Source organism: [Actinomadura] parvosata subsp. kistnae (genome assembly GCF_900323885.1).
In the GTDB taxonomy this organism is placed as follows: domain Bacteria; phylum Actinomycetota; class Actinomycetes; order Streptosporangiales; family Streptosporangiaceae; genus Nonomuraea; species Nonomuraea composti.
This window is the reverse complement of record NZ_OOHJ01000011.1, coordinates 167,352-191,985: the sequence shown is the minus strand read 5'-3', so window position 1 is coordinate 191,985 and position 24,634 is coordinate 167,352. Positions and strand designations below refer to the sequence as shown.

Genomic DNA, 24,634 nt, shown 5'->3' with positions numbered 1-24,634 from the left:
GCGGCGGCCCCAACACTCTCCCCACCACAAGTGTGTGACATAGCACTTGGCGCGCTAGAGGTGTTAACGCTAACAAGGAGGCTCCAGTGAGACGATTAACGTCCGTGATCCTGGCCGGGCTCGTGGCGGCGGGCACGTTCCTTATCCCCGCCGCGCCCGCGTCGGCCGCCCCCGTCAACCTCGCCCCCTCGGCGAGCCCGTCCGCGTCCTATACCTCGCCGTGGGAGAGCGTCGCGGCGATCAACGACGGCATCGACCCGCCGAGCTCGAACGACACCGTCAACCGCCGCTGGGGCACCTGGCCCAACACCGGCGAGCAGTGGGCGCTGCTGACCTGGCCGCAGGCGCAGACGCTCACCTCGGCCCAGGTCTACTTCTTCGACGACAACGGCGGCGTGCGCGTCCCGGCCTCGTGGAAGCTGCAGCGCTGGACCGGCAGCGCGTACGCCGACATCCCCGGCACGTACGCGACCGCGACCGACACCTACAACACCGTCACCTTCGCCGCCGTCTCCACGACCCGGCTGCGCGTGCTGATGCAGAGCGGCCAGGGCTCGGTGGGCCTGCTGGAGGTCAAGGCCATCGGCGAGGGCGCCCCGCAGACCGGCGGCTGGAACCCGCCCGGCAACCTCGTCACCCCGCTGAACGAGGTGTGGCAGCACGTCGAGAGCACCTACCCCAACCTGTACGGGTTCCGCAACTACGGCTGGGACCAGGTCATGGCCAACCGGGGCTCGATCAACTACTGCGTCCGCTGGGACTCCAGCGCGACCGTGACCGCGGCCCAGCGCGACCAGATCCACGCCCAGCTCGCCCGCCAGTTCAAGAAGTGGATGGACGTCATGGTGGGGCACAACGGCTGGCCGTACAGCACCGTGCCGGTGAAGGTCGTCGGCTGGGCCGTGCGCGACCGCGCGCAGCTCCAGTGGAGCGACAACTCCGTGGACGTCTACGTCAACGACATCCGCGAGAACGCGCCCCAGTGCGCGGAGCCGTGCGGCCGCTTCTTCAACCAGAGCGGCAACTACCCGAACTGCCCGGGCGGCGCGTCGCACCACTACGACATGTCGCTCTGGCTGACCAGCGGGTTCGGCGGCGGCGCCGGCGGCGACTGGGGGCAGCGGATCGGCAGCGAGTACTTCATGTCGAACCTCAACGCCGACAACGTGCACATCCTGCTGCACGAGATGGGCCATTCGTTCGGTCTGGACGACTTCTACGACTGGACGCCGACCGGCGTGGGCGGCTTCCTGATGAAGGCGGGCAGCGCGACCCAGATCACGGAGTTCGACGCGTGGATGTTCCGCGACTGGTGGCGCCACCTGAGGAGCCGGTATGGCGTGTAGGGTCGCCGGCCCCCGCGCCGCCGTCCACGGCAACAGCACGGTCGGCGGCAACGCCCGCATCGAGGACCTGGCGTGGGTCAACAGCGGCGCCACCGTGACCGGCAACGCCGTGGTCAAGAACAACGCCCTGGCGCAGGGCGGGGCCAACCTGAGCGGGAGCGTCGTGATCGGCGGGGACGCCGAGCCGGCGACGGCCTGCTCGTCGGGGACGTACCTCATGTTCGACCCCGACCGGCGCTGCGACGCTGGCGGCGGTGAGGCGGACGTCAACCCGCCGCACCCGATCTTCACCGACGCCGACCTCGCCTTCGGGGGCGGCAACCCGGGCTGACCCGGGACGCCCGCACGGCCGAGGTGAGGCGCCGGGCGGCCGGGACACGACCCCGGCCGCCCGTGCCTCTAGGGAGAGTCGAGGCCCAGGAGCCCCGCGACGAGGGCGACCTGGTCGGCGTAGTGGCGCACGAACTCCGGGTCGCGCGGGTCGGTGCCGCAGACGCCCGCGACGACGTGCGGCAGGCTGACGGTGGCCATCGCGGCGGCCATGAGCATGACCGTCAGGCAGGCCGGGTCCAGCTCGGCGGGCAGGTCGCCCGCTTCCTGCCGCGCGCGCAGCCGCTCGGCGAACCCGCTCAGCCGATCCGAGCGGCGCTCCTGGTCGAGGTCGTCGCCGGGCCCGTCGTACTCCAGTCCGCCCCAGGCGAGCAGGCGGACGCCGTTCGGGTTGTGCAGCGCCTCCAGCGCGTAGCGGCGGATCTGCTCCGTCATGGGCAGGTCCTGGGTGACCAGGTCGTTCTCGCGCTCCTGCCAGCGCTCCGCGATGGCCCGGTACAGGCCCTCCTTGCCGTCGAAGTAGTACCAGATCAGCTGCTGGTTGACCCCGGCCTGGGCGGCGATCGCGCCGGTGCGGGCGCCGGCGAAGCCGTGGGCCGCGAACTCGGCCTCCGCCGCGTCGAGGATGAGCTTGCGGGTGCGCTCCGGGTCGCGCTGGCGCTCCTGCGGCTTGGGGGAGCGGCGCGGTTTCGACGTCGACACAGCCCGATCATAGCCGTACTCGGCAATTTCAAGTAGCCTCTCTCCTCAATCAAGTGACTACTTGACACAGTAGGCGATGTGATTGATTGTGTTCCTGGAAGCCGGCACGCCCGGCACAGGACACGACCAGAGGAGATCGACGGCCATGACGTCACCACGCGACCACACCACCGCAGTCCTCATCGTGGGAGGAGGGATCACCGGCCTGTCCGCGGCGCTGTTCCTCGCCCGCCTCGGCCTGCGCCCGACCCTGGTCGAGCGGCACCCGTCCACGGCGATCATGCCGCAGGCACGGGCCTTCAACCCCCGCACGATGGAGATCTACCGGGCGCTCGGCCTGGAAGAGGAGATCCGCGCCCGCTCCTCGCTCCTGGCGGACAAGCCCGAGATGATCGGCGCCGACACCCTGACCGGCCCCGAGCGCTTCCGCATCGACGCGATCGCCCACCTGCGCCCGCCCGCCTCGCTCAGCCCGGCCGACTGGGGCATGGTGGACCAGGACGAGCTGGAGCTCGTCGTGCGCGCCGCCGCCGAGCGCAGCGGCGCCGACGTGCGGTTCAGCACCGAGCTGACCGACCTCGACGCGACCGGCGACGGCGTGCGGGCCGTCGTCCGCGACGTCCGCGACGGCACCGAATACCGCATCCACGCCGACTACGTCATCGCCGCCGACGGCAACCGCGCCGACCTGCGCACCCGCCTCGGCATCGGCGCCGACGGCCCCGGCGTCCTCGGCCACGCCGCCCACTTCCTGTTCGACGCCGACCTCGGCGACGCGCTGCGCGGGCGCGAGTTCCTGCTCGCCTACTTCGACCAGCCGGTGGCCGGCACGGTCCTGGCGCCGTTAAGGCGGCCGGGCCGGTGGATGCTGGGCGTGCCCTACCAGCCGGAGCAGGGCCGCGGCATCGAGGAGTTCACCGAGCGGCACTGCGCCGACCTGGTCCGGCGCGCCGTCGGGATCCCCGACCTCGACCTCACGCTGGTGCCCCCCGCCGACGGCTGGAGCCCGAAGCCGATGGACGTCAGGCTCGGCGCGGCCGTGGCCCGCGGCTACCGGGCCGGCCGGGTGTTCTTCGCCGGCGACGCGGCCCACGTCTTCCCCCCGACCGGGTCCTACGGCGCCAGCACCGGCATCGCGGACGCGCACAACCTGGCCTGGAAGCTCGCCGCCGTCCTCAAGGGCCAGGCCGGGCCCGCGCTGCTGGACACGTACGAGCAGGAGCGCCGCCCGGTCGCGGAGATCACCCTGGGCCAGACCATGCGGCTGTTGCAGGCCCGCCACGAGGGGACCGCGGACGACCTCACGGCGGTCGACGACCTCGCCATGATCTTCGGCTACCGGTACGACTCCCCGGCCGTCCACACGGAGCCGCACACCTCCAGCGAGCCGATCGAGGACCCTCGCAAGCCCAGCGGGCGGCCCGGCCTGCGCGCGCCGCACGTCTGGCTGGACCGGGAGGGGACGCGGATCTCCACGCTCGACCTGTTCACGGGCGCGTTCGTCGCCCTGGTCGCCCCGGACGGCGGCGAATGGGCCGCGGCGGCCAGGACGGCGGCGGCGTCACTGGGCGTCGAGCTGGACGTCCACACCATCGGCGCCGGCCTGGAGGACCCCGAGGAGCGGTTCCTGGACAGCTACGGCCTCACGAGCACCGGCATGACCCTGGTCCGCCCGGACGGGTTCGTCGCCTGGCGCTCCACCGCCGCGGGGGACCGGCCGGAACCCGAGTTCCGGACGGCCCTGAGCCGGATCCTCGCCCGGGGCTGAACGGGTCCGTACCGTGCCGCGTATCTCCCGGTACGCGTGGAGCGGGACGGGAGGGCTCATCCGATGCACGACACCGGACCGGCGCCGCCCCGGATCACCTGGCCCACCCTCCGGGACGGCCGTGGCCGGCGGATCTACGCGGGTGCGGCGCTGATCGCTGCCGGGCTGGTGCTGCTGACGGTGGCCCTGGCAGCCGGGGCGGAGCCGAGGATCGCCGGCCTGCCGGACGCGGGACCGCTCACCGCGTGGGGGCTGCCGCTCGTCCGCTTCTGCTCCGACCTGTGCGCGGTCGCCACCGTCGGGACGCTGCTCGCCGCGGCCGTCCTCGCGCCGCCCGGCTCGCCGGAGCGGGCCGCGTGTGCCCGCGCGGCCGGCCGGTGGGCGCTCGGCTGGGCGGTCACCATCGTGGCGAGCTACCTGTTCACCGTGTCGGACGTGATCGCGGTCCCGGTGCCGGACCTGCTCGCCGATCCCGCGCTGCTCGGCTCCGGTCTGTCGATCCTCCAGGCGCGGGTGCTGCCGCTGGTGCTGGCCGTGGTCGTGGCGGTCGCCGTGGCGGCGCGGGTGCCCCGGCTGCCGAAGCTCGTCCCGCTCGTGCTGGCCGTCTTCGGGACGCTGCCCGTGACGTACGTCGGGCACGCGGCCTCCGCCACCGATCACGACATCGCGTTGTCCGCCCTGATGACGCACCTGGTCACCGTGTCGCTGTGGGTGGGCGGGCTGGGCGCGGTGCTGGCGCACTTCCGCCGCTCCGCCGCCCTGCCGGTGGTGCTGGCCAGGTTCAGCACGCTCGCCCTGTGCTGCTTCGCGGGGGTCGCCGTCTCCGGGGTGGCCGCCGCGTGGGTGCGGCTGAACGCCCCGTCCGACCTGTGGCGCAGCGAGTACGGCTGGCTCCTGCTCGCCAAGACCGCCGCCCTCGGCGTTCTCGCCCTGTTCGGCCGGGCGCACCGCCGCCGTACGGTCGCCCGCGCGGCCGACCGGAGCGTGCGGCTCGTCTTCACCCGGCTGGCGGCGGGCGAGCTGATCGTCATGGGCGCGGCGATGGCGCTGGCCGTCGCCCTGTCCCGCACCCCGCCCCCCGCACCGGGCGGCGGGCATGACGGCCTGCTGGAGTACGACCTGGCGCCGTTCCGGCTCACCGGGCTGCTCACCGAGGCCCGCCCCGACCCGATGATCCTCCTGCTGCTGGCCCTGGCGCTGGCCGGCTACCTCGCCGGGGTGCGCAGGGCCGGCGCGTGGCCGCCCGCCCGCACGTTCGCGTGGTGCGCCGGCCTGGCGCTGCTCGGCGTGGTCCTGCTCGGCGGCGTCGGGGCGTACGCGCGGGCGATGCTGTCGACGCAGGCCCTGCAGCTCACCGTGCTCGCCGTCATCGCCCCCATGCTGCTCTGCCGCGGCGCGCCGCTCACGCTCGCCGCGCGGGCCGCCACCCGGCAGGACGGCGCCCTCGGCGCGCGGCTCCCGATCCGGCGGCCGGCGCTCCTGGCCGTGCTGCCGGTCGCGTACATGATCGCTTTCCCGCTGCTCTACCGCACCGGCTGGCTGCCGTGGGCCCTGTTCCAACACGTGCCGCACCTGCTCACCGCGACGCTGTTCCTCACCGGCGGGCTGGTGGTCTCCTGGATGCTGGCGGGCGCGGACCCGCTGCCCCGCCCCCTCTCCCGGACGGGCCGCGCCGTGCTGCTCGGGTCGGTCGTCATGGTGCAGCTCGCCGTGAGCGCCTTCCTGCTGCTCGGGCCGCCGGTCGCGCCGGACTGGTTCCTGGTGGTGGCCCCGCCCGGCGCGCCCGATCCGCTGACGGACCAGCGGCTGGCGGGGGCCGTCCACCTGCTCGCCGCCGCCAGCCTCGTTCTCCTGGCCCGGCCGTCGGACGAGCGTGATCCGGTACGACCGGAAGCGCCGCACCGCACCAGCACGACCGCGTGGTAGCGGGCGCCGGCGACCGGCCAGGCGATCACGGCTGGGCCCGGTCGCGCTCGCCCATCGCCGCCCGCATGGCCTCGGCGGATCGCTCAAGGTTGCCGAGCCGCGCCGTCGGCCGCCGGGCGCGGGCAGCCGGACCGATTCGGGTACTTCGCCCACCACCGCGGGCAGCCGCGTGTACCTTCGGTCGCAGTCGCCCGATGGAGAGCGTGATGTGTGTCAAGCCCCTCGGCCCCGCGTGCGCCGCCGTCCTCGGCGCGGCCCTGCTCGCGGCGTGTGCCGCCGCCCCCGCACCGGCGGACATGGCCGCGCACCATCACGCGGCCGGCCAGGCGTCGATCCGGGCCGGGATGGAGCGGCTCGCCACCGCCGCCGGCTGTGCCCGCCCCGCGATGCAGGTGGACGCCGCGGAGCTGCGCGAGGCCGCCTGCCGGACGTCACGCGGTCAGTACACCCTGCTGACGTTCGCCACCGGCGCCGGCGAGCGCGCCTGGCTCGACGACGCCGAGGCGTACGGCGGCAGCTACCTCGTCGGTGACCGGTGGGTCGTCGTCGCCGCGCCGGCCCTGCTGGAGGGCGTGCGCCGGCAGGTCGGCGGCACGGTGGAAGCCGCGCATCACCATTGAGCGGGAGCGGCGCTCCCCGACGCGGACCGCGCGACCCGCCGGGATCACGCTTGACATGCCGATCGGCCGCTCCGCTATCTTGCTCATATGAACAGCTCTTCAGATGACAAGGTGCTGGTGATGGACGGCTGCACCGTGCGGGTGGTCGACGCCGACCGGGTCGCCGCCGTGTCCGAGCGGATGCCGCCCGCCTCCGACCTGGCCGACACCGCCGACGTCTTCGGCCTGCTGTCCGACCCGAACCGGTTGCGGCTGCTGGTGGCCCTGCTGGACGGGGAGCTGTGCGTGTGCGACCTGGCGGCGGTGACCGGGCAGAGCGAGTCGGCCGTCTCGCACGCGTTGCGGCTGCTGCGCGCCCACCGCATCGTGGCCGCCCGCCGCTCCGGCCGCATGGCGTACTACCGGCTCGAGGATCCGCACGTACGGATGCTGCTCGACCTCGCGCTCGCCCACACCGAGCACACCGAGGCGCTGCACCCCGAACGTGAGGGGAACGCCTGATGGGCGCCGGGCACGGGCACGGCCACGCGGCCGGCCGGCACCGCTGGCGGCTGGCGGTCTCCTTCGCGCTGATCGGCGCCTTCTTCGTGGTGGAGCTGGTCTTCGGCCTGCTGTCGGGCTCGCTGGCGCTGCTGTCGGACGCCGGGCACATGGCCGCCGACGTGGTGACGCTCGGCGCGGCACTGGTCGCGACCCGGATCGCCACCCGCCCCGACACCACGGGCCGGCGCAGCTACGGGTCGTACCGGGCCGAGGTGTTCGCGTCGCTGCTGGCCGTCGTGCTGATGCTCGGCGTCGCCGTGTACGTCGTGGTCGAGGCGATCGGCCGCATCGGCGAGGCGGCCGAGGTGTCCACCGGGCCGATGCTGATCGTCGGCGCCCTCGGCCTGGTGGTCAACCTGATCGCGCTGCTCATGCTGCGCTCCGGCGCGGGGGAGAGCCTGAACGTCAAGGGCGCCTACCTGGAGGTCGTGGCCGACACCGCCGGCTCGGTCGGCGTCATCGTGGCGGGCTGGCTCGTCGCCGCCACCGGCCAGGCGTTCTGGGACACCGCCGTCGCCGTCGCCATCGGCGCGTTCGTCGCCGTGCGGGCGATCTCGCTCGGCCGGCAGGTGTTCGCGGTGCTCGGGCAGCACGTGCCCGAGGACATCGACGCCGCCGCCGTCGCCGCCGACCTGGCCGCCATCGACGGCGTACGCGACATGCACGACCTGCACCTGTGGACCCTGACCTCCGGCATGAACGTCGCCACCGCCCACCTGGTCACCGCCGACCAGAAGGACCACCACGCCGTCCTCGACCAGGCCCGCGACCTGCTGCGCCGGCGCCACGGCGTGGCCCACGCCACCTTGCAGGTGGAGCCCGCCGACCACCGCGGCTGCGACGAGGTCGACTGGTGACGGCCCCCGGCCCCTCCGGCAGGGACGGCGGCCGGCGGGGGTGGGCGGCCCTGGTGGCGCGGAGTCACGGGGTGCTCAGCCGTCGCCGACGATTTTGGCCCGGGGCACGGCCGCCATCTCCGCCACCCTGCGCACGGCGATCCTGAGCGGTCGGCCGGTGGCCCGCGCCTCCGCCTCCGTCATGCCGACGCGGGCCGGCGGCGGGGTGGTGAAGACGACGTGCGGCACGTACCGGCGATCGCTCACGGAGCGGGTGCCGGAGCCGGTGAGCTGGTCGAGCACGATCCGGTAGTCGTCGAGCGAGACGTAGGTGATCGCGGTATGGCCTGATCCGGTACGGTACGTGACGACCGCCCCACCCGCGCCGGCGTCCTCGACACGCTCGACGGTCGCGCCGGTGACCACCCGGACACCCGCATCCGTCAGCAGCGCCCGCACCTCCGCCGCGATGTCGGGGTCCTCGCCCGGCAGCAGCTGCTCGCCCCGCTGGATCAGCGTCACCTTCGCACCGAACGCGGCGTGCATCGAGGCGAACTCCACGCCGACATGACCACCACCGAGCACCACCAGCTCATCCGGCCGCTCGGTCAGCGCCAGCATCCGTGACCAGCAGCGTGTGCGGGCCGGCGAAACGCGCCCGGCCGGTGATCACGGTCGAGGTCTCCGGCGAATCGAACATCTCGAAGTTCCTGGCCCGCATCGCCTCGGCCAGCGCCGTCTTCTTCGCCGCCGCCTGCTCGAACCACGCCGCCTCGCCGAGCCGCCGGTCGGGATGCTCCGCCTGGTAGACCAGCGCCTTGGTCGGGACGCACGCGATGGTGATGCACGTCCCGCCGTACATCTCGTCGGACTGCTCGATCAGGACGACCCGCCGGCCCGCCTTCGCCAGCGCCCCGGCCAGCGTCTTCCCGCCCTTGCCGAACCCGTGTTCACCGGTGTGACCTCGAACCGGCGGGCGCCGATGGGGTCTCCCGGCCCCCGTTGCCGGGAGACCCCGCCGGGAACGGGTGGTGCGCATGGGCCGGGCGCGGCGGTTCCCGTCCCGGACGCGAGACTACGGCGGCCGGGCTTCAGGCCTGCTTCATCGCGTTGTCATCCGGGGAACGCCACGGTTGCGGGACGGCGAATCAGGCGAGCGAGTCGATCCAGCGCTCCAGCCGGTGCCCTTCGGTGCGCATGAGGCCGGGGTCGCGGAAGGTGTTGGTGAGCAGCGCGGCCCCCTGGTAGGCGGCGAACAGGGCGACCGCCAGCTCCCGCGCGTCCGGGCGCCCCATGGCGGCGAACTGGCCCTGCACCCAGTCGAGCAGCCGCCCCATGACGCCGGCGATGGCGCGGTCGAGGCCGTCGTCGCGCTTGTCGAGCTCGGCGGCGAGGGTGCCGGTGGGGCAGCCGTACCGGGCGGTGAGGTCGCTCTCCCCGATCCACCCCTGGATGAGCGCCTTGAGCCGCTCCTGCGGGGTGGCGAGCCCTTCCATGGCCTGGATCATCTGGTCGAGGTGGTGGCCGTGCTCCTCGATCGCCGCCTCGATGAGCTGGTCCTTCGTCTTGAAGTAGTAGTAGACGTTGCCCACCGGCACGTCGGCCGCGCGTGCGATGTCGGCGAGGGTGGTCTTCTCGACGCCCTGCTCGTGGAGCACCCGTACGGCCGCCCCGGCCAGCCGCTCCCGCTTTCCCGTCCGAGTTGAGTTAGTCACCTGACTAACTATAGACACGCCCTCCGCCGACCCGCTATGGTCTCGCAGTGAGTCAGTCAACTAACTAACTTTCTTGAGGAGTACGGCATGTTCGTGATCACAGGCGCCACCGGCAACGTCGGCGGCGAGCTGGTCAGGCTGCTCGCCGCCGCGGGCGAGCAGGTCACCGCGATCTCCCGGCGGCCCGCGCCGCTCCCCGGGGGTGTCCGGCACAGCGCCGGCGACCTGGGCGATCCCGCGAGCCTGAAGGACGCCTTCGACGGGGCCGGCGCCCTCTTCCTGCTCGTCGCCGGGCACGAGCCGCACGCCGTCCTGGAGGCGGCGCGGGCCGGCGGGATCCGCCGCGTCGTCCTGCTCTCCTCGCAGGGCGCGGGCACCAGGCCCGGCCTGTACGGGCATCCCGCCGCGTTCGAGCAGGCCGTGCGCGAGTCGGGCCTGGAGTGGACGATCCTGCGTCCCGGCGGCTTCGCCTCCAACGCCCTGGCCTGGGCCGAGCCGATCCGCGCGCACCGCACGGCCGCGGCGCCGTTCGCCGACGTCGCCCTGCCCGTCATCGACCCGGCCGACATCGCCGAGGTCGCCTCCGTGGTGCTGCGCGAGGACGGGCACGCCGGGCGTACGTACGTGCTCACCGGCCCCCAGCCCGTCAGCCCGCGTGAGCGCGCCGCCGCCATCGGTGAGGCACTCGGTACGGAGGTGCGCTTCGTCGAGCAGAGCCGCGAGGAGGCCCGCGCCCAGATGCTCACCTTCATGCCCGAGCAGGCCGTCGAGGGCACGCTGACCATCCTCGGCACGCCCACCGAGGAGGAGCGGCAGGTCAGCCCGGACGTGGCGCGCCTGCTCGGCCGCGCCCCGCGCACCTTCGCCTCCTGGGCCGCCCGCAACATCGCGGCCTTCCGATGACCGCCACCCAGGCCGGCCACCCTTCAGACGGCCACCCTTCAGACGGCCACCCTTCAGACGGCCACCCTTCCAGCGGCCGCCCCTCGGGTGCCCCGATCGCAGGCGGCCGTCCCGCCGGCAACCGCGCCTCCGGCTCGCGCGCCGCCCACCGCCTGCCCCGCGCGGCCGAGGCGTTCCTGGAAGAGCCGAGCGTGGCGACCCTGACCACGCTGCGGCCCGACGGAACCCCGCACGTCGTGGCCGTCCGCTTCACCTGGGACCGTGAGGCGGGCCTGGCCCGCGTGCTCACCGTCGCCACCTCCCGCAAGGCCGGAAACCTCACCCCCGAGCCAGGCCGGGCGGCACTCTGCCAGGTTCACGGTTTCCGCTGGATCACCCTGGAGGGCCGGGCCACGGTGTCCGCCGATCCGGCCAGGATCGCCGAGGCCGCCCGCCGCTACACCCGCCGCTACCTGTCACCCCCGCCGGCCCCGGCCGGCCGGGTCGTGATCGAGATCGCGGTGGACCGTTTCCTGCACCTGAACCTCTGAAAGGACCAAAACCATGCCCATCCAGAACGTGCTCGACTCCACGATGTCCTACCGCGAGGTCGGCTCCGGCGCGCCGATCGTCTTCCTGCACGGCAACCCGACCTCCTCCCGCCTGTGGCGCGACGTCATGCCCGCCGTCGGCCAGGGCCGCCGCCTGGCGCCCGACCTGATCGGCATGGGCGAGTCGGGCAAACCGGCCCTCGACTACACCTTCGCCGACCACGCCCGCTACCTGGACGCCTGGTTCGACGCCCTCGACCTGGACGACGTGCTGCTCGTCGGCCACGACTGGGGCGGCGCCCTCGCCTTCGACTGGGCCGCCCGCCATCCGCACCGGGTGCGCGGGATCGCCTTCACCGAGGCCATCGTCAAGCCGATGACCTGGGAGGAGTTCCCCGAGGGCGGCCGGCCGCTGTTCCGGGCGATCAAGACGGAGGGCGTCGGCGAGACCATGATGCTCGACGAGAACGCCTTCCTGCGCGGCCTGCCCGGCAGCCTCGCCGCCCCCATGGCGGAGGAGGACGTGGAGGCGTACCTGCGGCCGTACCCGACGAGGGAGAGCAGGCTGCCGCTGCTGCGCTGGGCCCGCTCGATGCCCCTCGACGGCGAGCCGGCCGACGTCGTGGAGCGGATCGAGGCGTTCGACCGGTGGCTGGCCACCAGCGCCGAGGTGCCGAAGCTGCTGATCGACTTCCGTCCCGGCCCCGGCTCCATGTGGACGCGCGAGACCATCGCCTGGTGCCGCGCGAACATCGCCTCCCTGGAGGTCGTGGAGCGCGAGGAGGTCGCCGGCCATCACACGCCGGAGGACCACCCGCAGGTCATCGCGCAGGTCGTCGCCGAGTGGGCGGCCAAGCAGCGGTGACGTGACCGAAACCCACGTCTGTTGGCCTACACTCGTTGTCATGGCTTTCACCGAGAGATCGGCAGCCACCCGCAGCGCCATCCTCTCGGCGGCCAGGAAGCTCCTCGTCGAGCGCGGCTACGAGGCGATGACGATCCGGGCGGTCGCCTCCCTGGTCGGCGTCGACCCGTCCATGGTCATGCGCTACTACGGCAGCAAGGCCGGGCTGTTCAACGCCGCCGTGGACGTCGACCTGCGCCTCGACCAGCTCGCCCGGCCGCCGCGGGAGCGGATGGGCGAGCTGGTCGTGCGGCACTTCCTGTCCCGCTGGGAGGGCGAGCAGGCCGACGACGCGCTCATCCTGCTGCTGCGCTCGGCCAGCACGACCCCGCAGGCGGCGGAGCGGATGCGGGAGGTGTTCGCGACGCAGATCGCCGCGCTCGTGGCCCGGCTGACCGGCGCGCCCGACGCCGAGCACCGCGCCGCGCTCGTCTCCACGCAGCTCCTCGGCGTCGCTCTGACCCGGTACGTCCTGCGCCTGCCGCCCATGGTGGAGGCCGATGTCGACACGCTCGCCCGCGACATCGGCCCCGTGGTGCAGCACTACCTGACGGGCGGCGCGCAGCCGCTCACGCGGTGATCCGGGTACGCTCCGCCGCGATGATCGGCTCGATCTGCAGGTCGTAGTTGCACAGGATCACCGCGACCCAGTCGAGGTCGAGGTAGATGCTCCAGTTCGTGGCGCCGCCCGCGATGCCGCCGCCGTGCGAGATGTAGCGCTGGTCGTTGTAGATCGACGCGGTCGGCCCGTACGCGTGGAACGCCTCCCCGCGGCGCGGATCCTCCGGTCCCTCCCGCAGGGGCGGGCCCGACACCTTCGGGCTCACGTACAGGTCGGTGTAGGCGCGCTTCAGCAGCTCGTCGCGCTGCAACGCGAGCGCGAACCTCACCAGGTCGGGGGCCGTGCTGAAGCCGTTGCCGCCGCCGGAGCCGATGAACGCGCGTGCCGAGTTGCTGCCCCGCACCCCGCCGGCGCCGCCCTTGTCCAGGTGGCGCACGCCGTCCACGCGCGTGCCGTCCTCCTGCAGCATGTACGGGTGCGCGATGCGCTCGTCCGCCAGCCACTCCGTCCTGGTGTAGTAGGCGGAGTCGGCCATGCCCGCCCGCTCGAAGACGTGCTCGCGGACGTACTCGTGGAACGGCTGCCCCGACACCGTGGCCACCAGCTCCCCGAGCACCTCGTAGCCCATGCTGGAGTACTCCTTGCGGGTGCCGGGGGTGAAGCGCAGCCGCTGCGACCTGGCACGGGCGGCCAGGTCCCGGTTCCGCTCGTCGACGCTGGTGAAGACGTGCGGCTCCGGCGTGTCGTTCGTGGGGTCGGTCATCCCCGAGGTGTGGGTGAGCATCTGGTGGACGGTGACGTGGTCGGCGATCTCCGGCGGGAAGCCGTCCAGGTGCGCGCCGACCGGGTCATGAAACCTGATCTTCCTCTGCTGGGCGAGCCGCACCACGGCCAGGCCGGTGAACGGTTTCGAGGCCGAGGCGAGGGCGTAGATGGTGTCCGTCCCGTTCGGGATGCGGCGTTCCTTGTCGGCCATGCCGTACGAGCGGGCCAGCACGTGCCGGCCCCGGTGCGCCAGCAGCACCGTCCCCGAGAACTGGTCGCGCTCGGCCAGGTCCCTGATGTAGCGGTCGAAGGCGCCGCCCGGCCGCAGCCCGGCCGGGATCCCGCCGTTCGCGGTGCTCGTGATGCCGGAAGCCGCCGCCAGTCCACCCGCGGTCAGGGGTGCGGCCCCAAGCAGACCGCCCGCGGTCAGAGGCGTGGCTCCGAGCAGGCCGCCCGCGGTCAGGGGCGCGGCTCCGAGCAGGCCTAGTGCGGTACGCCGGGACGGCCGGCCCTCGTGTCCGGTCATGGTGCCTCATCTCCTCGTGATCTTCGCAGAGTGGGCACGATGCAACCGCCCGCGTCGTTTCCCCGGCGTTTCCACCGTCTAGCGGGTGCTATTTCCCGTGTAGCGCCTCCCGTCCGACAGCCAACGGATGGGAGGACACCGATGACGATTCTCGTGACCGGCGCCACCGGGACGGTCGGCCGCCGCATCGTGGCGCAGCTCGCCGCCCGGGGCACGCCCGTACGGGCGCTGACCAGGAACCCCGCCAAGGCCGCGGTCCCCGACGGGGTCGAGGTGGCGTGCGGCGACCTGACCGAGCCCGGCACGCTGGCGCCCGCGCTGGAAGGCGTGACCGGGCTGCACCTGATCACGTTCGGGGCGACGATCAGGCGCCGCTGGAGAACGGGCAGGAGCTGGTCGAGCTGGCCGCCAAGGCGGGCGTCCGGCGCGTCAGCGTGCTGAGCGGCTGGGACGAGACCTCGGTCGAGGAGGCCCTGCGCGCCGGTGACCTGGGGTGGACGCAGCTCAGGTGCGTCGAGTTCATGGCCAACGCCTTCGACTGGGCCGAGTCCGTCCGGCGGGAGGGCGTGGTGCGGGTCTTCGGCAACCACCCCGGCGCCGTCGTGCACGAGGCCGACATCGCCGCCGTGGCCGTCGCGGCGCTGGTCGAGGACGGGCACGCCGGCGAGACGTACCTGCTGACCGGGCCCGAGGCGCTGACGCCCGAGCAGCGCGTGCGGCTGCTCGGCGCGGCCATCGGGCGGGAGCTCCGGTTCGAGGAGCTGAGCGAGGAGGAGTACCGCGCCTCCATGCGGGCGGCCGGGGTGGACGACGACCTCATCGAGTTCGGGGTGCGGCTCGGCGCCGAGCCGCCGCAGGCCGCCTCCGTCGTCCTGCCGACCGTGGAACGGGTCACCGGACGCCCCGGGCTCACCTTCGCCGCGTGGGCCGCCGAACACGCCGCCGCCTTCCGCAATTAGCCAACCCCTGAAGGGAAATATCATGACAATTCACCCGTTCCGCATCGAGATCCCGCAGCAGGACCTCGACGACCTGCACGACCGCCTGGCCAGAACCCGCTGGCAGCCCCAGCTCCCCGGCACCGGCTGGGAACGCGGCGTCCCGGCCGGCTACCTCAAGGACCTCGCCGAATACTGGCGCACCGGCTACGACTGGCGCGCCCACGAGGCCAGGCTCAACGCGCTGCCCCACTTCACCACCACCATCGACGGCCAGCTCATCCACTTCGTCCACGTCCGCTCCGGGCGCGCCGACGCGCTGCCGCTCATGCTCCTGCACGGCTGGCCGGGCACGTTCGTGGAGTTCCTGAACGTCATCGAACCCCTCTCACGCGACTTCCACCTCGTCATCCCGTCCCTGCCCGGCTTCGGCTTCTCGGCCCCCTCTCGGCCCCCGGCTGGGACGCCGCCCGCACCGCCCGCGCCTTCACCGAGCTGATGACCCGGCTCGGCTACACCCGCTACGGCGTCCAGGGCGGCGACGCCGGCGCCTTCATCGCCCCCGAAATGGGCAAACACGCCCCCGACCGCATCACCGGCATCCACCTCAACGCCGCCCTCACCTTCCCGATCGGCCAAGAGGGGGAGATGGACGCGCTGACGGACGAGGAGCGACGGCGCTGGTCGGCCATGGAGAACATGAACGACGGCTACCTCCAGACCCAGTCCAAACGACCCCAGACCGTTTCGTACGGGCTGCACGACTCGCCGGTGGGGCAGCTCGCCTGGATCATGGAGAAGTTCAAGGAACTCACCGAGCCCGTGGACGGGCTCCCCGAGGACTCCCTCGACCGCGACCTCATGCTCACCAACGTGACCATCTATTGGCTGACGGGAACGGCCGGCTCGTCGGCCCAGTTCTACTACGAGAACATGAACGCCTCGGCGGCCTGGAGCGCCGGCGACCAAGCGCCGGACGCCTCCTCGAATGGGAACGCCGCCGCAGGAGGCACGGACACCTCCGCGAACTGGGGTGCCGCAGGTGAAGCGGCCGACGACCCCTCGGGCTGGGGCGAAGCGGAAGACTGGGCCGCAGCAGCCCGGGGCACCGTCCCCACGGGCGTGCTCGTGTCCAAGGCATGTGACGTCACCATCCGCGCCTGGGCCGAACGCGACCACAACATCGTGCACTGGTCCGAATACGACCGAGGCGGCCACTTCTTCGCCACCGAACAACCGGCCCTCTTCGCCGAGGACATCACCGCCTTCTTCACCAAGCTGAGCTAACACCACTCCCGCACGGGCCGGCGCCCCCGAGGCCCGGCCCGCGCAGCCTCACCGGCACTTCACCCTGCACCCGCCCGGGCTGCCGCCTATGCGCACCAGCACTGCACCCCACGTGCGCAGGCGCTCCTGGTGCTCGGAATCGTTGCGCACCCCGTCGGCGCCCGCCAAGCCCGCCCCCGTGCCCCCGCCAGCGTCCGCCGAGATCCCGCCTGTGCAGCCTCACCGGCATCTCACCCTGCACCCGCCCGGGCTGCCGCCTATGCGCACCAGCACTGCACCCCACGTGCGCAGGCGCTCCTGGTGCTCGGAATCGTTGCGCACCCCGTCGGCGCCCGCCAAGCCCGCCCGCGTACCCCCGCCAGCGTCCGCCGAGATCCCGCCTGCGCAGCCTCACTGGCATTCACCCCGCACACACCCGGGCTGCCCACATGCGCACCAGCCAGCGCCCACGTGCCCAAGCCTCGTGGTGCATGGAGCGCCCATCGCGCCGTTGCTCCCCGCCGCAGTCACGTGGCCCAGTGGACCTCCGACGCCGGGTGGTAGCTGCAGGTAGAGCCGGTCGAGACCGAGGCGCGGAGGTGGGCGGCCAGCTCCGGGTGGCGCTGGTCGAGCAGGCGGAGCGTGTTGCGGATCCGGTTGGTGACCGCCTTGCGGGCCCGTTCGGCCTCGTCGCCCAGGCGGCGGGGACGGCCGCCCAGGCCGGTGGCGGTGCGCAGCTCGTCGAGGAGCGCCTGCCGCTCCGCGTCGAGGTCCGCCGCCCGGCGCTCCTCGCCCAGCTCCACCGCCCGGTCGATCTCCTCGTCCAGCAGCTCCAGCCGCCGCCGGTAGCGGACCCTGGCCTCCTCGTCGAGCACGTCGTCGCCGCCCAGGCCGCGCGCCGCGACCACCACCTCACCGCCCGCCGGGTCGAGCAGCTCGACCGCCGGCACGTCGCGTCCCGGCCGCGCGAGCAGGACGCGCAGATCGGCCAGGCCCTTGGAGTCGGGCAGGTGCACGGTACGGCCGGCGAACGTCAGAACCCACACCGCACCGTCGAAGCGGAAGGACCCGGCGCGGGGCCGCGGAAGGCTCACCAGCATGCCGAGCTCCGCCGCCTCCCACTCCACCTGCTCGATCAGCGCCGACGCGTCGTCACCACGCGCCTGCAGCACCTCCGCCAGGCGGGCCCGCGACTCCACCGACCAGGGCCGCGCGCCCAGGACGTCGGCCGCCCGATAGGCCGCGGTGAACCCGGCGACGGCGTCGTCCCAGCGCTCCTGAGCCGCGTCCAGCACCGCCATCCAGTGGGCATACGGGCCCTCGACGGCGACGGTCGCGGTGACGCCCCACTGGCCGACGTACGGGGCGATCGCCGCCCGGGCGCGCTCACACAGCACCGGATCCCTCGAACGGGCCGCCGCCTGCGCCTGGAACCTTAGCCACAGCGGCGCCATCCAGCGCAGGTACTGCTCGCCCCCCGCCATGATCTGCGCCAGGTACCGCAGGACGACCTCACCGTCCCCGCCCCGTTGCGTTGCCGTGACGGCCCGGTAGAGCGGGAAGTGCGGGCTGCCTGCCTGCTCCATTTCCGCGAGCACGGTCTCGGCCACGTCGAAACGGCCCCTGAGCAGGGCGGCCGACCAGCGTTGCATCCAGCGGAGGTCATGCCTGCCGATACCCGGCTGCTCGCCCAGCTCGTAGGCGGCGTCGATGTGTGTTGCCGCTTCGTCGAACCGGCCGGTGAACGTGGCGAACATCGCTCTGAGCACGGCCGCCTCGTGCTGGAACAGCCTCAGCCCTGACGCCTCGGCCCGAGCCGTGAATGCGCGTTGTTCGGACAGACAGCGTGGATTGCCCAGCTCGAGAAGGGCTCCGACGCGCCAGGAACGGGCGGTCAGGTCGAGCTGATCGTCTCCTGCGCGGCCGGCCACCGCTGACAGCTCCTCGGTGATCGCCAGCCGCTCGGCCGTGGAGCCTGGGCCCCAGATGACGCCCAGCCTCGACAGCAGGCTGTAGGCGAGTGCCTCGTTGTCCTCGCCGTGCCTGGCCAGGTCGGCGGCGACCTCCGTCAAGTCACGCGCTGCCGCGTGCAGCCGATCCTCGGCGTCCATCCGCCTCGTCCCGGCCCATGCCTCATGACGGCGGTCCAGGCCACCGCTGCCGCCGCCCTCGACCGTGTCCAGGCCGCCAGCGCCATCGCACCCAACCGTGTCCGGGGCGATGCCCGTGCGTGTGTCTGTGCGTGGGTCCATTCTGGGGTTCGGGCTGGTGTTCGTGCTCACGTCCAAGCCTGTGAACGGCACGGGTGAGGTGGTGCCGTTCACCAGTTTGTGGTGGGCGTCGTGGACGAAGGCCGTCCAGCGACCCCCGCCGGCGAAGGACAGGTCGTGCACCTTCAGGGCGGCGATCGCCAGCAGGTCGGGGGCGTCGAGGTGACGGGTGAGGGCCAGGGCCGATTCCAGGGTGCGGGCTCCTGCGGCGGTGTCGCCGGCGCGGTGTTGTGCCGTGCTCAGGTCGAACCCGATCGTGGCCCGCCGGCGCGGCTCGGAGGCGGGTGTGAGGTCAAGGGCACGGCGGTAGTGGCCCACGGCCTCCTCGTCCGCCATACGGCCCTCGGCGTCTCTAGCCGCCGCCAGGAGCAGGTCGACCGCTTCGGGCGCGGCGGCCAGGCAGGCGTGGTGGGCGCGGGTGGCGGGCGGCGCCGTGTCCAGCGCCGCCAGCGCGGCTGCGTGCAGGGTGGCGCGGCTCGCGTCATCGAGGTCGGCGTAGAGGGTCTCGCGCACCAGGTCGTGGACGAACGCGTAGCGTCCGGAGCCGTGCGAGACTACGAGTTTGGCCGCCACCGCCTGGCCGAGCGCCTTGAGGACAGGCGAGGGAGAGGCGTGGGTCATCGCAGGAGCGCGTAGCCGGCCCTCGGGAAGGTAACCGCCACCGGAAGACGGCCAGGTGCCGGAGGACGGTCGAGCGCTGAAGAACGGCCAGGTGGCGGCAGAGAAGTCGCCGGTAGAGCGCCCGGTCGTGGCGGCGGAGTGGTGGTTCGGGGTCGAGGTCGCGGCAGGGGCGCCGTCGGTCGAGGGGCTGGTCGGGGAGCCGCCAGCCGAGGGCCCGGCTGTAGTGGGGGAGCCGTTTTCCGAGGTCGGGATGCCGTTGGTCGAGGGCCTGGTCAGGGTGCCGGCGGTCGAGGACCCGGTTGAGATGAGGGAGCCGTTGCCCGAGGTCGGGGTGCGGCCGGTCAGGGTTGTGGACGGGGAGCCGTAGGTCGAGGGATCGGCCGTGGGCGGAGAGCCGCCGTAGGTCGAGGGGTCGGCCGTGGTAGCGGAGTCGTTGTTCGAGGTCGGGATGGTGGCAGAGGGGGCGTTGGCCGATGGGCTGGTCGTGGTGGGGGAGTCGTTGTTCGAGGTCGAGGCGGGGGAGGCGTTGGCTGAGGTCAGGGCTGTGGTGAGGGTGTGCGTGGTGAACTCGCGGCCCAGCACCGCGGCCATCCGGAGCACCTTCAGCACTTCGCCCGCCAGGCGGGACAGTCGCCGCCGGATCGCCGCCCCCACCCCGGGTGGGATGGTGGCGAGGGGGCTGCCGCCCTGCCACAAGCGTGCGGTCTGCTCCACGAAGAACGGGTTGCCGCCGGTGCGCCGGTGGATCTGGGCGACCAGCTCCGGCTCGGGGACGACCCCCGTCGTACAGGCCACCAGCCGCCCCACGCCCGCCACGTCGAGCCCGGTCAGCGTCAGGGTGACGGCCTTGGCCTCCAGCGGGAGGCTGAGTGGCCCGTCCACCTCGGCGTCACGGTAGGTGCCGATCACCAGCAGCCGCTCGAACCAGGCATGCCGCACCACGAACTCCAGCAGCCGCAGCGACGCCGGGTCGGCCCAGTGCAGGTCTTCGAGCACCACCACGACCGGACGCTCCCGCGCGGCCTCGACCAGCAGTGCCGTGACCGCGTCGTAGAGCTGGAACGCTTCTCTGCCGGCCGCCAGGCTCTCCAGGCCGACCTCCGGGGCGAGCTGCCTGAGCACCTGCACCCACGGCCAGTGGCCCGGGGCGCCCTCGCCCTCCCAGCAGGCGCCGGTGAGCAGCCGCGCGCCCCCGCGTACGGCCTCCTCCGCGGCCCCGGCCACCAGCGTGCTCTTGCCGATGCCCGCCTCGCCCGTCACGAGCACCAGCGCCCCGTGGCTGACCAGCGCACGCTCCACCTCGCCGCGCAGGATGGCGGCGGGGCGTTCGCGTCCGATGAGTTCGGCCATGCGGGAACCCTACGCAGCCGCACCGACAAAAATCCGGCCGGTGGTGGCGAGCCTGCCTGCGTGAGATGGCGGGCTTCGCGCCCTCCCGACCGCCGTCGGATGCGCATGATGGCGACGCGCGCCCTCCCGGACACGGCGCGGCGGTGGCGGGCTCGCCGCCGCCGGGCAGCCGGCGGCCGAGGCGGGGCCGGCGGTGAAGATGCCGCGCGGCCGGCCCCGTCCCATGGCGGGTCCGCGCCCTCCTCGACCCCGCGGGACGCGCCTGAAAGTTTCAGTGGGAACGCGCAGGTCGCCGGAAGTCCTCCGGTGGCTGGTTTGACGCCTGTCCCAGGGCATGCGATCAAGGCTCGTGCAAGGTTGGCCCTCCGCCGGGATGCGCGCTGCCGTCCCCACGAAAACCGCCCCTGACGTCGGCTGTTCCAGCGAGCCGGGCCTTGAGGGAGCGCGCCCTTCCTCAAGGCCCCCGGGCGTCGGCATGCCAGGCCGCAGCGCGGCGTCCCTGGGGCGGGACATCGGGCGCACCCAGGGACGGATGCCGCGCTGCGGGGTCTAACGGGCGGCCCCGGTGAGGAGGGGCCGCGCGCGGCGGGTCAGGGCTGGGCGCAGCCGGCCGACTCCGAGGAGGCTATCGGCACGTCGAGCCCGATTCCGGCTGCCTTGATGCCGCACGCCTGGACCTTGTTGGCGTTGAGGAGGTTGTTGCCGTTGAGCGTGTTGACGCTGGTGTCGACGCCGACGGGGACGTTCGCGGCGGCGGGGCCGGCGAGCGCGGCGAGCGCGAACATGCCGGTGAGGGTGAGGGTGACGATACGGGCTGATCGACGCATGAAGACGCCTCTCTGTGAGTGGAGGGGACCATGGGTTTGCACCTATTGGCTTTGCCGGAAGTGGCGATTACTCAACGTAGCCATCGGTTACGGTGCGCTGTCAGGGGTGCGAGCGAGAGCTGTCAAACCCGCAACCCTGTCGCGGACGTCTAAGGCGCCCCTGTCCCGGACGGCTACAGCGCCCCTGTCCCGGACGTTTGAAGCGCCCCTGGGCCGTGCCCCGTCAAGACGCTCCTGGGCCGGTCTGTGTCACGCCACGCGCTCCGGCTCGGCGATGACCTCGCGCAGTCACCGCACGTCGGCGCGCGTGGTCCCCGCGGTGATGGCTGAGCGTCCGGCGCAGGAACCGGTCGGTCATCTCCGCGGCGCGCAGGGAGCGGGCGCCGGCGTAGAAGTAGCCGGCGGGCCGGTCGTAGAAGGCCGGGCGGCGGCGCAGCACGCGGAGTTCGGGGTGCCGGGCGTCGGTGAGGGCCGGCACCCGGCGCGGGGTGCCGACCGGGCACTCTATGAGAGTCACCCCCCTCGAACAGGCAGGAGAGGGTTCACATGGCGCATTTCGTTCTCGTCCCCGGCGGCTGGCACGGCGGCTGGTACTACTCCCCGCTGGTCGAAAGGCTGCGCGCGGCCGGGCACCGGGCGCACGCCGTCACGCTCACGGGCGTCGGCGAGCGCGCCCACCTGGCCTCCTCCTCCGTGAACCTCGACACGCACATCGAGGACGTCCTCGCGCTGCTCGCGGCCGAGCGGATCACGGACGCCGTGCTCGTCGGGCACAGCTACGGCGGCATGGTCATCACCGGCGCCGCCGACCGCGCCGCTCCCGGCTCCGTGCGCCGCCTCGTCTACAGCGACGCCTACGTGCCCGGGGACGGCCAGTCCTGCTGGGACCTCACCACCGGCGCGTTCCGCGACCTCTTCCTCCGGAATGCGGCGGCGGACGGCTTCTCCGTGGCCCCGCCCCAGGGCCTCGACCCGCGTACCACTGCGCACCCGCTGGCGTCGTTCCTGCAGCGGCTCCGGCTGGGCGGCGGCGGCCTGCGCAGTGTCCGGACGCTGGACTACGTGTACCTGTCCGGCTGGGACGGCACCCCGTTCACCGAGGTCCACGAGCGTCTGTCCCGGGATCCCGCCTGGCGCGTCCACTCGCTCGACAGCGGGCACAACGTGCTCAGGGACGCGCCGGACGAGCTGCTGGAGATCCTGCTCCTCGGCGAGGGAGAGCGTGAGGGCGAGCGCGAGGGCGAGCGCGAGGAGGATCTTCATGAGCTCGACCGGTCCCCGCACATGAGAGGGTGAGCGGCAGGTAACCATTCGACCGACGAGTGAGGATCCCGTGCCTTCGAACCAGGCTGAAGACGCAGGTGGCGTCCGCAGCGTGCAGCGGGCGTTCGACATCCTGTCGCTGCTCACCGAAGACCGGCGGACGCTGACGATCCGCGAGGTGGTGGACGAGACGGGGCTGGCCAAGACCACCGCCTTGCGGATGTTGCAGACGCTGGAGCACATGGGGCTGCTGTGGGCCACGCCGAAGGGTTACGCGGCGGGCCCGGCCCTGTGGCGGTGGGCGCACCTGGCCCGCAACGCCTGGGAGCTGCCGCCGGAGACCGTCCAGCTCATGCGGGAGCTGGGGGCGCGGCAGCGCGAGACCGTCAACCTCTACGTGCTGCGCGACGTGCACCGCGTCTGCATCGCCCAGCAGGAGAGCCCGCAGCCGCTGCGGCACGTGGTGCGGGTGGGCGACGAGCTGCCGCTGTGGGCGGGCGCCTCCTCCAAGGTGCTGCTCAAGGACGCGCCGGAGCGGCTGCTCGAACGCGTCGCGCGCTCCTCGCCGTACGGGGAGACGCACGTGGCGACGCTGCGGGAGTGGGCCGCGCAGGCCGAGCGCGACGGGTACGCGGTCAGCCACGGCGAGCGCGAGCCCGGGCTGTCGGCGGTCGCCGTCCCGGTCACCGGCGGGTCGAAGGCGACGGTCGCCGCGCTCACGCTGAGCGGGCCGACCGTGCGTTTCACCGACGAGCGCGTCGAGGAGTTCCGCGCCGATCTGATGGACGTGGCCAGGCGCATGTCGGAGCGCGGCTTCGAGCATCCGCTCACCTGACCGGGCGCTGCGACGGTGGCAGCAGGAGCAGCGTGACCAGGGATGACAGGAGCGTCACCGCGCACGCCGCGTTGAGCGCCACCGGCAGCCCCGACAGCTCGCTCAGCGCCGGCCCCGCGAAGGCGCCGGTCATGGTGACGGCGGCCTCCACGGTGAGGAACGCGGCGGTGACCCGGCCGAGGAGATGCCCTGGGGTGGCCCGCTGCACGTACGTCTGCACGGCGACCAGCACCGTCACCCCCGGCAGCCCGAGCAGCACGGCGGCGGCCAGCGCGGCCGGCAGCGAGGTGCTGTTGAACATCACCAGGAAAGCGGCCCCGACCAGCGCCTGCGCCGCCGCGATGAGCCGTCTCGGCGCGCAGCGGTCCACCAGGCGGCGGCTGATCGGTGCCCCCAGCAGGAAGCCGAGCCCCAGCGCCGACAGCAGGTACCCCACTTCGGCGCTCCCGCCGAGCGTGGCCACGCCGAAGGGGATGAGCAGGGCGGTGAGGGCGGCGTTGGCGAGCAGGTAGATCCCGTCGGACGCCAGCAGCGCCCGCGTCGCCGGCGCCCGCCGCACCGCCGACAGTCCTTCCCGTACGGCGTCAGCCACGGACCCGGCCACAGCGCCCGACGGCACGGAGTCGGGCGCGCCGGAAGCCTCCGCCGGTACGGAGCCGGTCACGCCGGAAGCGCCCGCCGGGCTGGGGCGTGATGAGGTGCGGGCGATCGCGGCGGCCGCGAGCAGGGCGGCCGTTGCCGCCGCGGCGACGGCCGCCCCCACGCCGGACACCGCGAACAGCAGCCCGCCCAGCGGCGGCCCCGCCAGCCCGACGACGCCCGTGGTGACGGCGTTGACGGTGTTCGCGCTGGTGAGGGCCGGGCCGGTGCCGACCACGGCCGGGAGGTGCGCCCGCACGGCCGGACGGAAGAACACCGACGTCGCCCCCTGCCCCAGGGCGGCCGCGTACACGAGCCAGATCGTCCCGGGCGTCCTGGCGAGCAGGACGACGGAGATCGCCGCCGCGTGCGCCAGGCTGGTCGCGATCATCAGCCGGCGGCGGTCCCACCGGTCGGCCAGTACGCCGGAGATGGGCCCGAGCAGCAGCGACGGCAGGTGCTCGAAGGCCAGCGTGACGCCGGTGGCCAGGACGGAGCCGGTGACGGCGTAGACGTGGGCGGGGATGGCGACGACGAGCATGCCGGCGCCCAGCCCTCCGGCCGCCCCCGCCGCCCAGAGCTGCCGGAAGTCGCGGATGCGCAGGGCGTGAGCGGGTGGCATCGCGGCCGCTCCTCTCGCAGAGGAATT

At 73.3% G+C, this 24,634-nt stretch carries 26 protein-coding genes; 17 read left to right on the top strand and 9 right to left on the bottom strand.

Features of this window, described 5'->3' with window-relative positions:
• Positions 1–86: 86 nt before the first annotated feature.
• Positions 87–1,346 (top strand): hypothetical protein, encoded by a 1,260-nt coding sequence (locus KIS93_RS63295; protein ID WP_222107406.1) that lies wholly within the window; start codon positions 87–89, stop codon positions 1,344–1,346.
• Positions 1,336–1,677 (top strand): hypothetical protein, encoded by a 342-nt coding sequence (locus tag KIS93_RS11565; RefSeq protein WP_186404109.1) that lies wholly within the window; start codon positions 1,336–1,338, stop codon positions 1,675–1,677. The genes KIS93_RS63295 and KIS93_RS11565 overlap by 11 nt, the downstream gene beginning before the upstream one ends.
• Positions 1,678–1,745: 68 nt before the next feature.
• On the opposite strand, the gene KIS93_RS11560 is transcribed toward KIS93_RS11565, so the two are convergent.
• The gene (locus tag KIS93_RS11560; protein ID WP_080040053.1) at positions 1,746–2,378 is read right to left on the bottom strand and encodes a TetR/AcrR family transcriptional regulator; all 633 of its coding nucleotides are present in this window, start codon (positions 2,376–2,378) and stop codon (positions 1,746–1,748) included.
• A gap of 145 nt (positions 2,379–2,523) precedes the next feature.
• Between KIS93_RS11560 and KIS93_RS11555 the strand changes: the two genes are divergently transcribed.
• From KIS93_RS11555 to KIS93_RS11535, 5 genes are all read left to right on the top strand, one after another.
• A complete protein-coding gene (locus KIS93_RS11555) occupies positions 2,524–4,146 on the top strand; it encodes an FAD-dependent oxidoreductase (protein ID WP_080040052.1) in 1,623 nt (540 codons plus the stop codon).
• A 63-nt stretch (positions 4,147–4,209) separates the two neighbouring features.
• On the top strand, positions 4,210–6,072 hold the full coding sequence (locus KIS93_RS11550; RefSeq protein WP_080040051.1) for a bifunctional copper resistance protein CopD/cytochrome c oxidase assembly protein: 1,863 nt from the start codon (positions 4,210–4,212) through the stop codon (positions 6,070–6,072).
• Between the two features lie 206 nt (positions 6,073–6,278).
• A complete protein-coding gene (locus KIS93_RS11545; protein WP_080040050.1) occupies positions 6,279–6,692 on the top strand; it encodes a hypothetical protein in 414 nt (137 codons plus the stop codon).
• Positions 6,693–6,779: 87 nt separating this feature from the next.
• A complete protein-coding gene (locus KIS93_RS11540) occupies positions 6,780–7,193 on the top strand; it encodes an ArsR/SmtB family transcription factor (protein WP_080040049.1) in 414 nt (137 codons plus the stop codon).
• Positions 7,193–8,092, top strand: a complete 900-nt coding sequence (locus KIS93_RS11535; protein WP_080040048.1) for a cation diffusion facilitator family transporter — start codon at positions 7,193–7,195, stop codon at positions 8,090–8,092. The genes KIS93_RS11540 and KIS93_RS11535 overlap by 1 nt, the downstream gene beginning before the upstream one ends.
• Before the next feature lie 75 nt (positions 8,093–8,167).
• On the opposite strand, the gene KIS93_RS11530 is transcribed toward KIS93_RS11535, so the two are convergent.
• The 3 genes from KIS93_RS11530 to KIS93_RS11520 all read right to left on the bottom strand — a co-directional run bounded on the left by KIS93_RS11530 (position 8,168) and on the right by KIS93_RS11520 (position 9,786).
• Positions 8,168–8,692: an NAD-binding protein gene (locus KIS93_RS11530; RefSeq protein ID WP_080040047.1), complete on the bottom strand. Its 525-nt coding sequence runs from the start codon at positions 8,690–8,692 to the stop codon at positions 8,168–8,170.
• Positions 8,664–9,110 carry a hypothetical protein gene (locus KIS93_RS11525; RefSeq protein ID WP_155127864.1) on the bottom strand — a complete coding sequence of 149 codons (447 nt, stop codon included), beginning with the start codon at positions 9,108–9,110 and terminating at the stop codon, positions 8,664–8,666. The genes KIS93_RS11530 and KIS93_RS11525 overlap by 29 nt, the downstream gene beginning before the upstream one ends.
• Before the next feature lie 109 nt (positions 9,111–9,219).
• Entirely contained in the window at positions 9,220–9,786 is a 567-nt protein-coding gene (locus KIS93_RS11520) for a TetR/AcrR family transcriptional regulator (protein ID WP_230466292.1), read from the bottom strand.
• A gap of 87 nt (positions 9,787–9,873) precedes the next feature.
• On the opposite strand from KIS93_RS11520, the gene KIS93_RS11515 reads away from it, so the two are divergent.
• From KIS93_RS11515 to KIS93_RS11500, 4 genes are read left to right on the top strand one after another with little or no spacing between them, the layout of a single operon-like run.
• Positions 9,874–10,689 (top strand): NAD(P)H-binding protein, encoded by an 816-nt coding sequence (locus tag KIS93_RS11515; protein WP_080040044.1) that lies wholly within the window; start codon positions 9,874–9,876, stop codon positions 10,687–10,689.
• Positions 10,686–11,219 (top strand): pyridoxamine 5'-phosphate oxidase family protein, encoded by a 534-nt coding sequence (locus tag KIS93_RS11510; protein ID WP_080040043.1) that lies wholly within the window; start codon positions 10,686–10,688, stop codon positions 11,217–11,219. The genes KIS93_RS11515 and KIS93_RS11510 overlap by 4 nt, the downstream gene beginning before the upstream one ends.
• Positions 11,220–11,232: 13 nt before the next feature.
• A complete protein-coding gene (locus KIS93_RS11505) occupies positions 11,233–12,084 on the top strand; it encodes a haloalkane dehalogenase (RefSeq protein ID WP_080040042.1) in 852 nt (283 codons plus the stop codon).
• Positions 12,085–12,124: 40 nt separating this feature from the next.
• The gene (locus KIS93_RS11500; protein ID WP_080040041.1) at positions 12,125–12,703 is read left to right on the top strand and encodes a TetR/AcrR family transcriptional regulator; all 579 of its coding nucleotides are present in this window, start codon (positions 12,125–12,127) and stop codon (positions 12,701–12,703) included.
• Here KIS93_RS11500 and KIS93_RS11495 read toward each other — a convergent pair.
• On the bottom strand, positions 12,693–13,976 hold the full coding sequence (locus tag KIS93_RS11495; protein WP_080040040.1) for a serine hydrolase domain-containing protein: 1,284 nt from the start codon (positions 13,974–13,976) through the stop codon (positions 12,693–12,695). The two genes, KIS93_RS11500 and KIS93_RS11495, sit on opposite strands and share 11 nt — an antisense overlap.
• A 141-nt stretch (positions 13,977–14,117) precedes the next feature.
• Between KIS93_RS11495 and KIS93_RS68320 the strand changes: the two genes are divergently transcribed.
• From KIS93_RS68320 to KIS93_RS68305, 4 genes are read left to right on the top strand one after another with little or no spacing between them, the layout of a single operon-like run.
• The gene (locus KIS93_RS68320) at positions 14,118–14,417 is read left to right on the top strand and encodes an SDR family oxidoreductase (RefSeq protein ID WP_186404108.1); all 300 of its coding nucleotides are present in this window, start codon (positions 14,118–14,120) and stop codon (positions 14,415–14,417) included.
• Positions 14,411–14,935: a Rossmann-fold NAD(P)-binding domain-containing protein gene (locus KIS93_RS68315; protein WP_186404107.1), complete on the top strand. Its 525-nt coding sequence runs from the start codon at positions 14,411–14,413 to the stop codon at positions 14,933–14,935. Before KIS93_RS68320 ends, KIS93_RS68315 begins: the two co-directional genes overlap by 7 nt.
• Positions 14,936–14,957: 22 nt before the next feature.
• The gene (locus KIS93_RS68310) at positions 14,958–15,413 is read left to right on the top strand and encodes an epoxide hydrolase N-terminal domain-containing protein (RefSeq protein ID WP_335673885.1); all 456 of its coding nucleotides are present in this window, start codon (positions 14,958–14,960) and stop codon (positions 15,411–15,413) included.
• On the top strand, positions 15,413–16,201 hold the full coding sequence (locus KIS93_RS68305) for an alpha/beta fold hydrolase (RefSeq protein ID WP_335673884.1): 789 nt from the start codon (positions 15,413–15,415) through the stop codon (positions 16,199–16,201). Before KIS93_RS68310 ends, KIS93_RS68305 begins: the two co-directional genes overlap by 1 nt.
• 506 nt (positions 16,202–16,707) lie before the next feature.
• Here KIS93_RS68305 and KIS93_RS65000 read toward each other — a convergent pair.
• From KIS93_RS65000 to KIS93_RS11465, 3 genes are all read right to left on the bottom strand, one after another.
• Complete coding sequence (locus KIS93_RS65000) at positions 16,708–20,421, bottom strand: AAA family ATPase (RefSeq protein ID WP_080040037.1); 3,714 nt, start codon at positions 20,419–20,421, stop codon at positions 16,708–16,710.
• Positions 20,422–21,011: 590 nt separating this feature from the next.
• Complete coding sequence (locus tag KIS93_RS11470) at positions 21,012–21,248, bottom strand: hypothetical protein (protein ID WP_155127861.1); 237 nt, start codon at positions 21,246–21,248, stop codon at positions 21,012–21,014.
• Between the two features lie 223 nt (positions 21,249–21,471).
• On the bottom strand, positions 21,472–21,765 hold the full coding sequence (locus KIS93_RS11465; protein ID WP_155127858.1) for a hypothetical protein: 294 nt from the start codon (positions 21,763–21,765) through the stop codon (positions 21,472–21,474).
• Positions 21,766–21,794: 29 nt separating this feature from the next.
• On the opposite strand from KIS93_RS11465, the gene KIS93_RS11460 reads away from it, so the two are divergent.
• Positions 21,795–22,544: an alpha/beta fold hydrolase gene (locus tag KIS93_RS11460; RefSeq protein WP_080040035.1), complete on the top strand. Its 750-nt coding sequence runs from the start codon at positions 21,795–21,797 to the stop codon at positions 22,542–22,544.
• 37 nt (positions 22,545–22,581) lie between these two features.
• Positions 22,582–23,346 (top strand): IclR family transcriptional regulator, encoded by a 765-nt coding sequence (locus KIS93_RS11455; RefSeq protein ID WP_080040034.1) that lies wholly within the window; start codon positions 22,582–22,584, stop codon positions 23,344–23,346.
• On the opposite strand, the gene KIS93_RS11450 is transcribed toward KIS93_RS11455, so the two are convergent.
• Positions 23,339–24,607: an MFS transporter gene (locus KIS93_RS11450; RefSeq protein WP_080040033.1), complete on the bottom strand. Its 1,269-nt coding sequence runs from the start codon at positions 24,605–24,607 to the stop codon at positions 23,339–23,341. The two genes, KIS93_RS11455 and KIS93_RS11450, sit on opposite strands and share 8 nt — an antisense overlap.
• Positions 24,608–24,634 lie beyond the last annotated feature (27 nt).

Coding starts and splice junctions, on each gene's coding strand:
- KIS93_RS11565 (WP_186404109.1), top strand. CDS start 1,336: ATGGCGTGTAGGGTCGCCGGCCCCCGCGCCGCCGTCCACGGCAACAGC.
- KIS93_RS11555 (WP_080040052.1), top strand. CDS start 2,524: ATGACGTCACCACGCGACCACACCACCGCAGTCCTCATCGTGGGAGGA.
- KIS93_RS11550 (WP_080040051.1), top strand. CDS start 4,210: ATGCACGACACCGGACCGGCGCCGCCCCGGATCACCTGGCCCACCCTC.
- KIS93_RS11545 (WP_080040050.1), top strand. CDS start 6,279: ATGTGTGTCAAGCCCCTCGGCCCCGCGTGCGCCGCCGTCCTCGGCGCG.
- KIS93_RS11540 (WP_080040049.1), top strand. CDS start 6,780: ATGAACAGCTCTTCAGATGACAAGGTGCTGGTGATGGACGGCTGCACC.
- KIS93_RS11535 (WP_080040048.1), top strand. CDS start 7,193: ATGGGCGCCGGGCACGGGCACGGCCACGCGGCCGGCCGGCACCGCTGG.
- KIS93_RS11530 (WP_080040047.1), bottom strand. CDS start 8,692: ATGCTGGCGCTGACCGAGCGGCCGGATGAGCTGGTGGTGCTCGGTGGT.
- KIS93_RS11525 (WP_155127864.1), bottom strand. CDS start 9,110: ATGCGCACCACCCGTTCCCGGCGGGGTCTCCCGGCAACGGGGGCCGGG.
- KIS93_RS11515 (WP_080040044.1), top strand. CDS start 9,874: ATGTTCGTGATCACAGGCGCCACCGGCAACGTCGGCGGCGAGCTGGTC.
- KIS93_RS11510 (WP_080040043.1), top strand. CDS start 10,686: ATGACCGCCACCCAGGCCGGCCACCCTTCAGACGGCCACCCTTCAGAC.
- KIS93_RS11505 (WP_080040042.1), top strand. CDS start 11,233: ATGCCCATCCAGAACGTGCTCGACTCCACGATGTCCTACCGCGAGGTC.
- KIS93_RS11500 (WP_080040041.1), top strand. CDS start 12,125: ATGGCTTTCACCGAGAGATCGGCAGCCACCCGCAGCGCCATCCTCTCG.
- KIS93_RS11495 (WP_080040040.1), bottom strand. CDS start 13,976: ATGACCGGACACGAGGGCCGGCCGTCCCGGCGTACCGCACTAGGCCTG.
- KIS93_RS68320 (WP_186404108.1), top strand. CDS start 14,118: ATGACGATTCTCGTGACCGGCGCCACCGGGACGGTCGGCCGCCGCATC.
- KIS93_RS68310 (WP_335673885.1), top strand. CDS start 14,958: ATGACAATTCACCCGTTCCGCATCGAGATCCCGCAGCAGGACCTCGAC.
- KIS93_RS68305 (WP_335673884.1), top strand. CDS start 15,413: ATGACCCGGCTCGGCTACACCCGCTACGGCGTCCAGGGCGGCGACGCC.
- KIS93_RS65000 (WP_080040037.1), bottom strand. CDS start 20,421: ATGGCCGAACTCATCGGACGCGAACGCCCCGCCGCCATCCTGCGCGGC.
- KIS93_RS11470 (WP_155127861.1), bottom strand. CDS start 21,248: ATGCGTCGATCAGCCCGTATCGTCACCCTCACCCTCACCGGCATGTTC.
- KIS93_RS11460 (WP_080040035.1), top strand. CDS start 21,795: ATGGCGCATTTCGTTCTCGTCCCCGGCGGCTGGCACGGCGGCTGGTAC.
- KIS93_RS11450 (WP_080040033.1), bottom strand. CDS start 24,607: ATGCCACCCGCTCACGCCCTGCGCATCCGCGACTTCCGGCAGCTCTGG.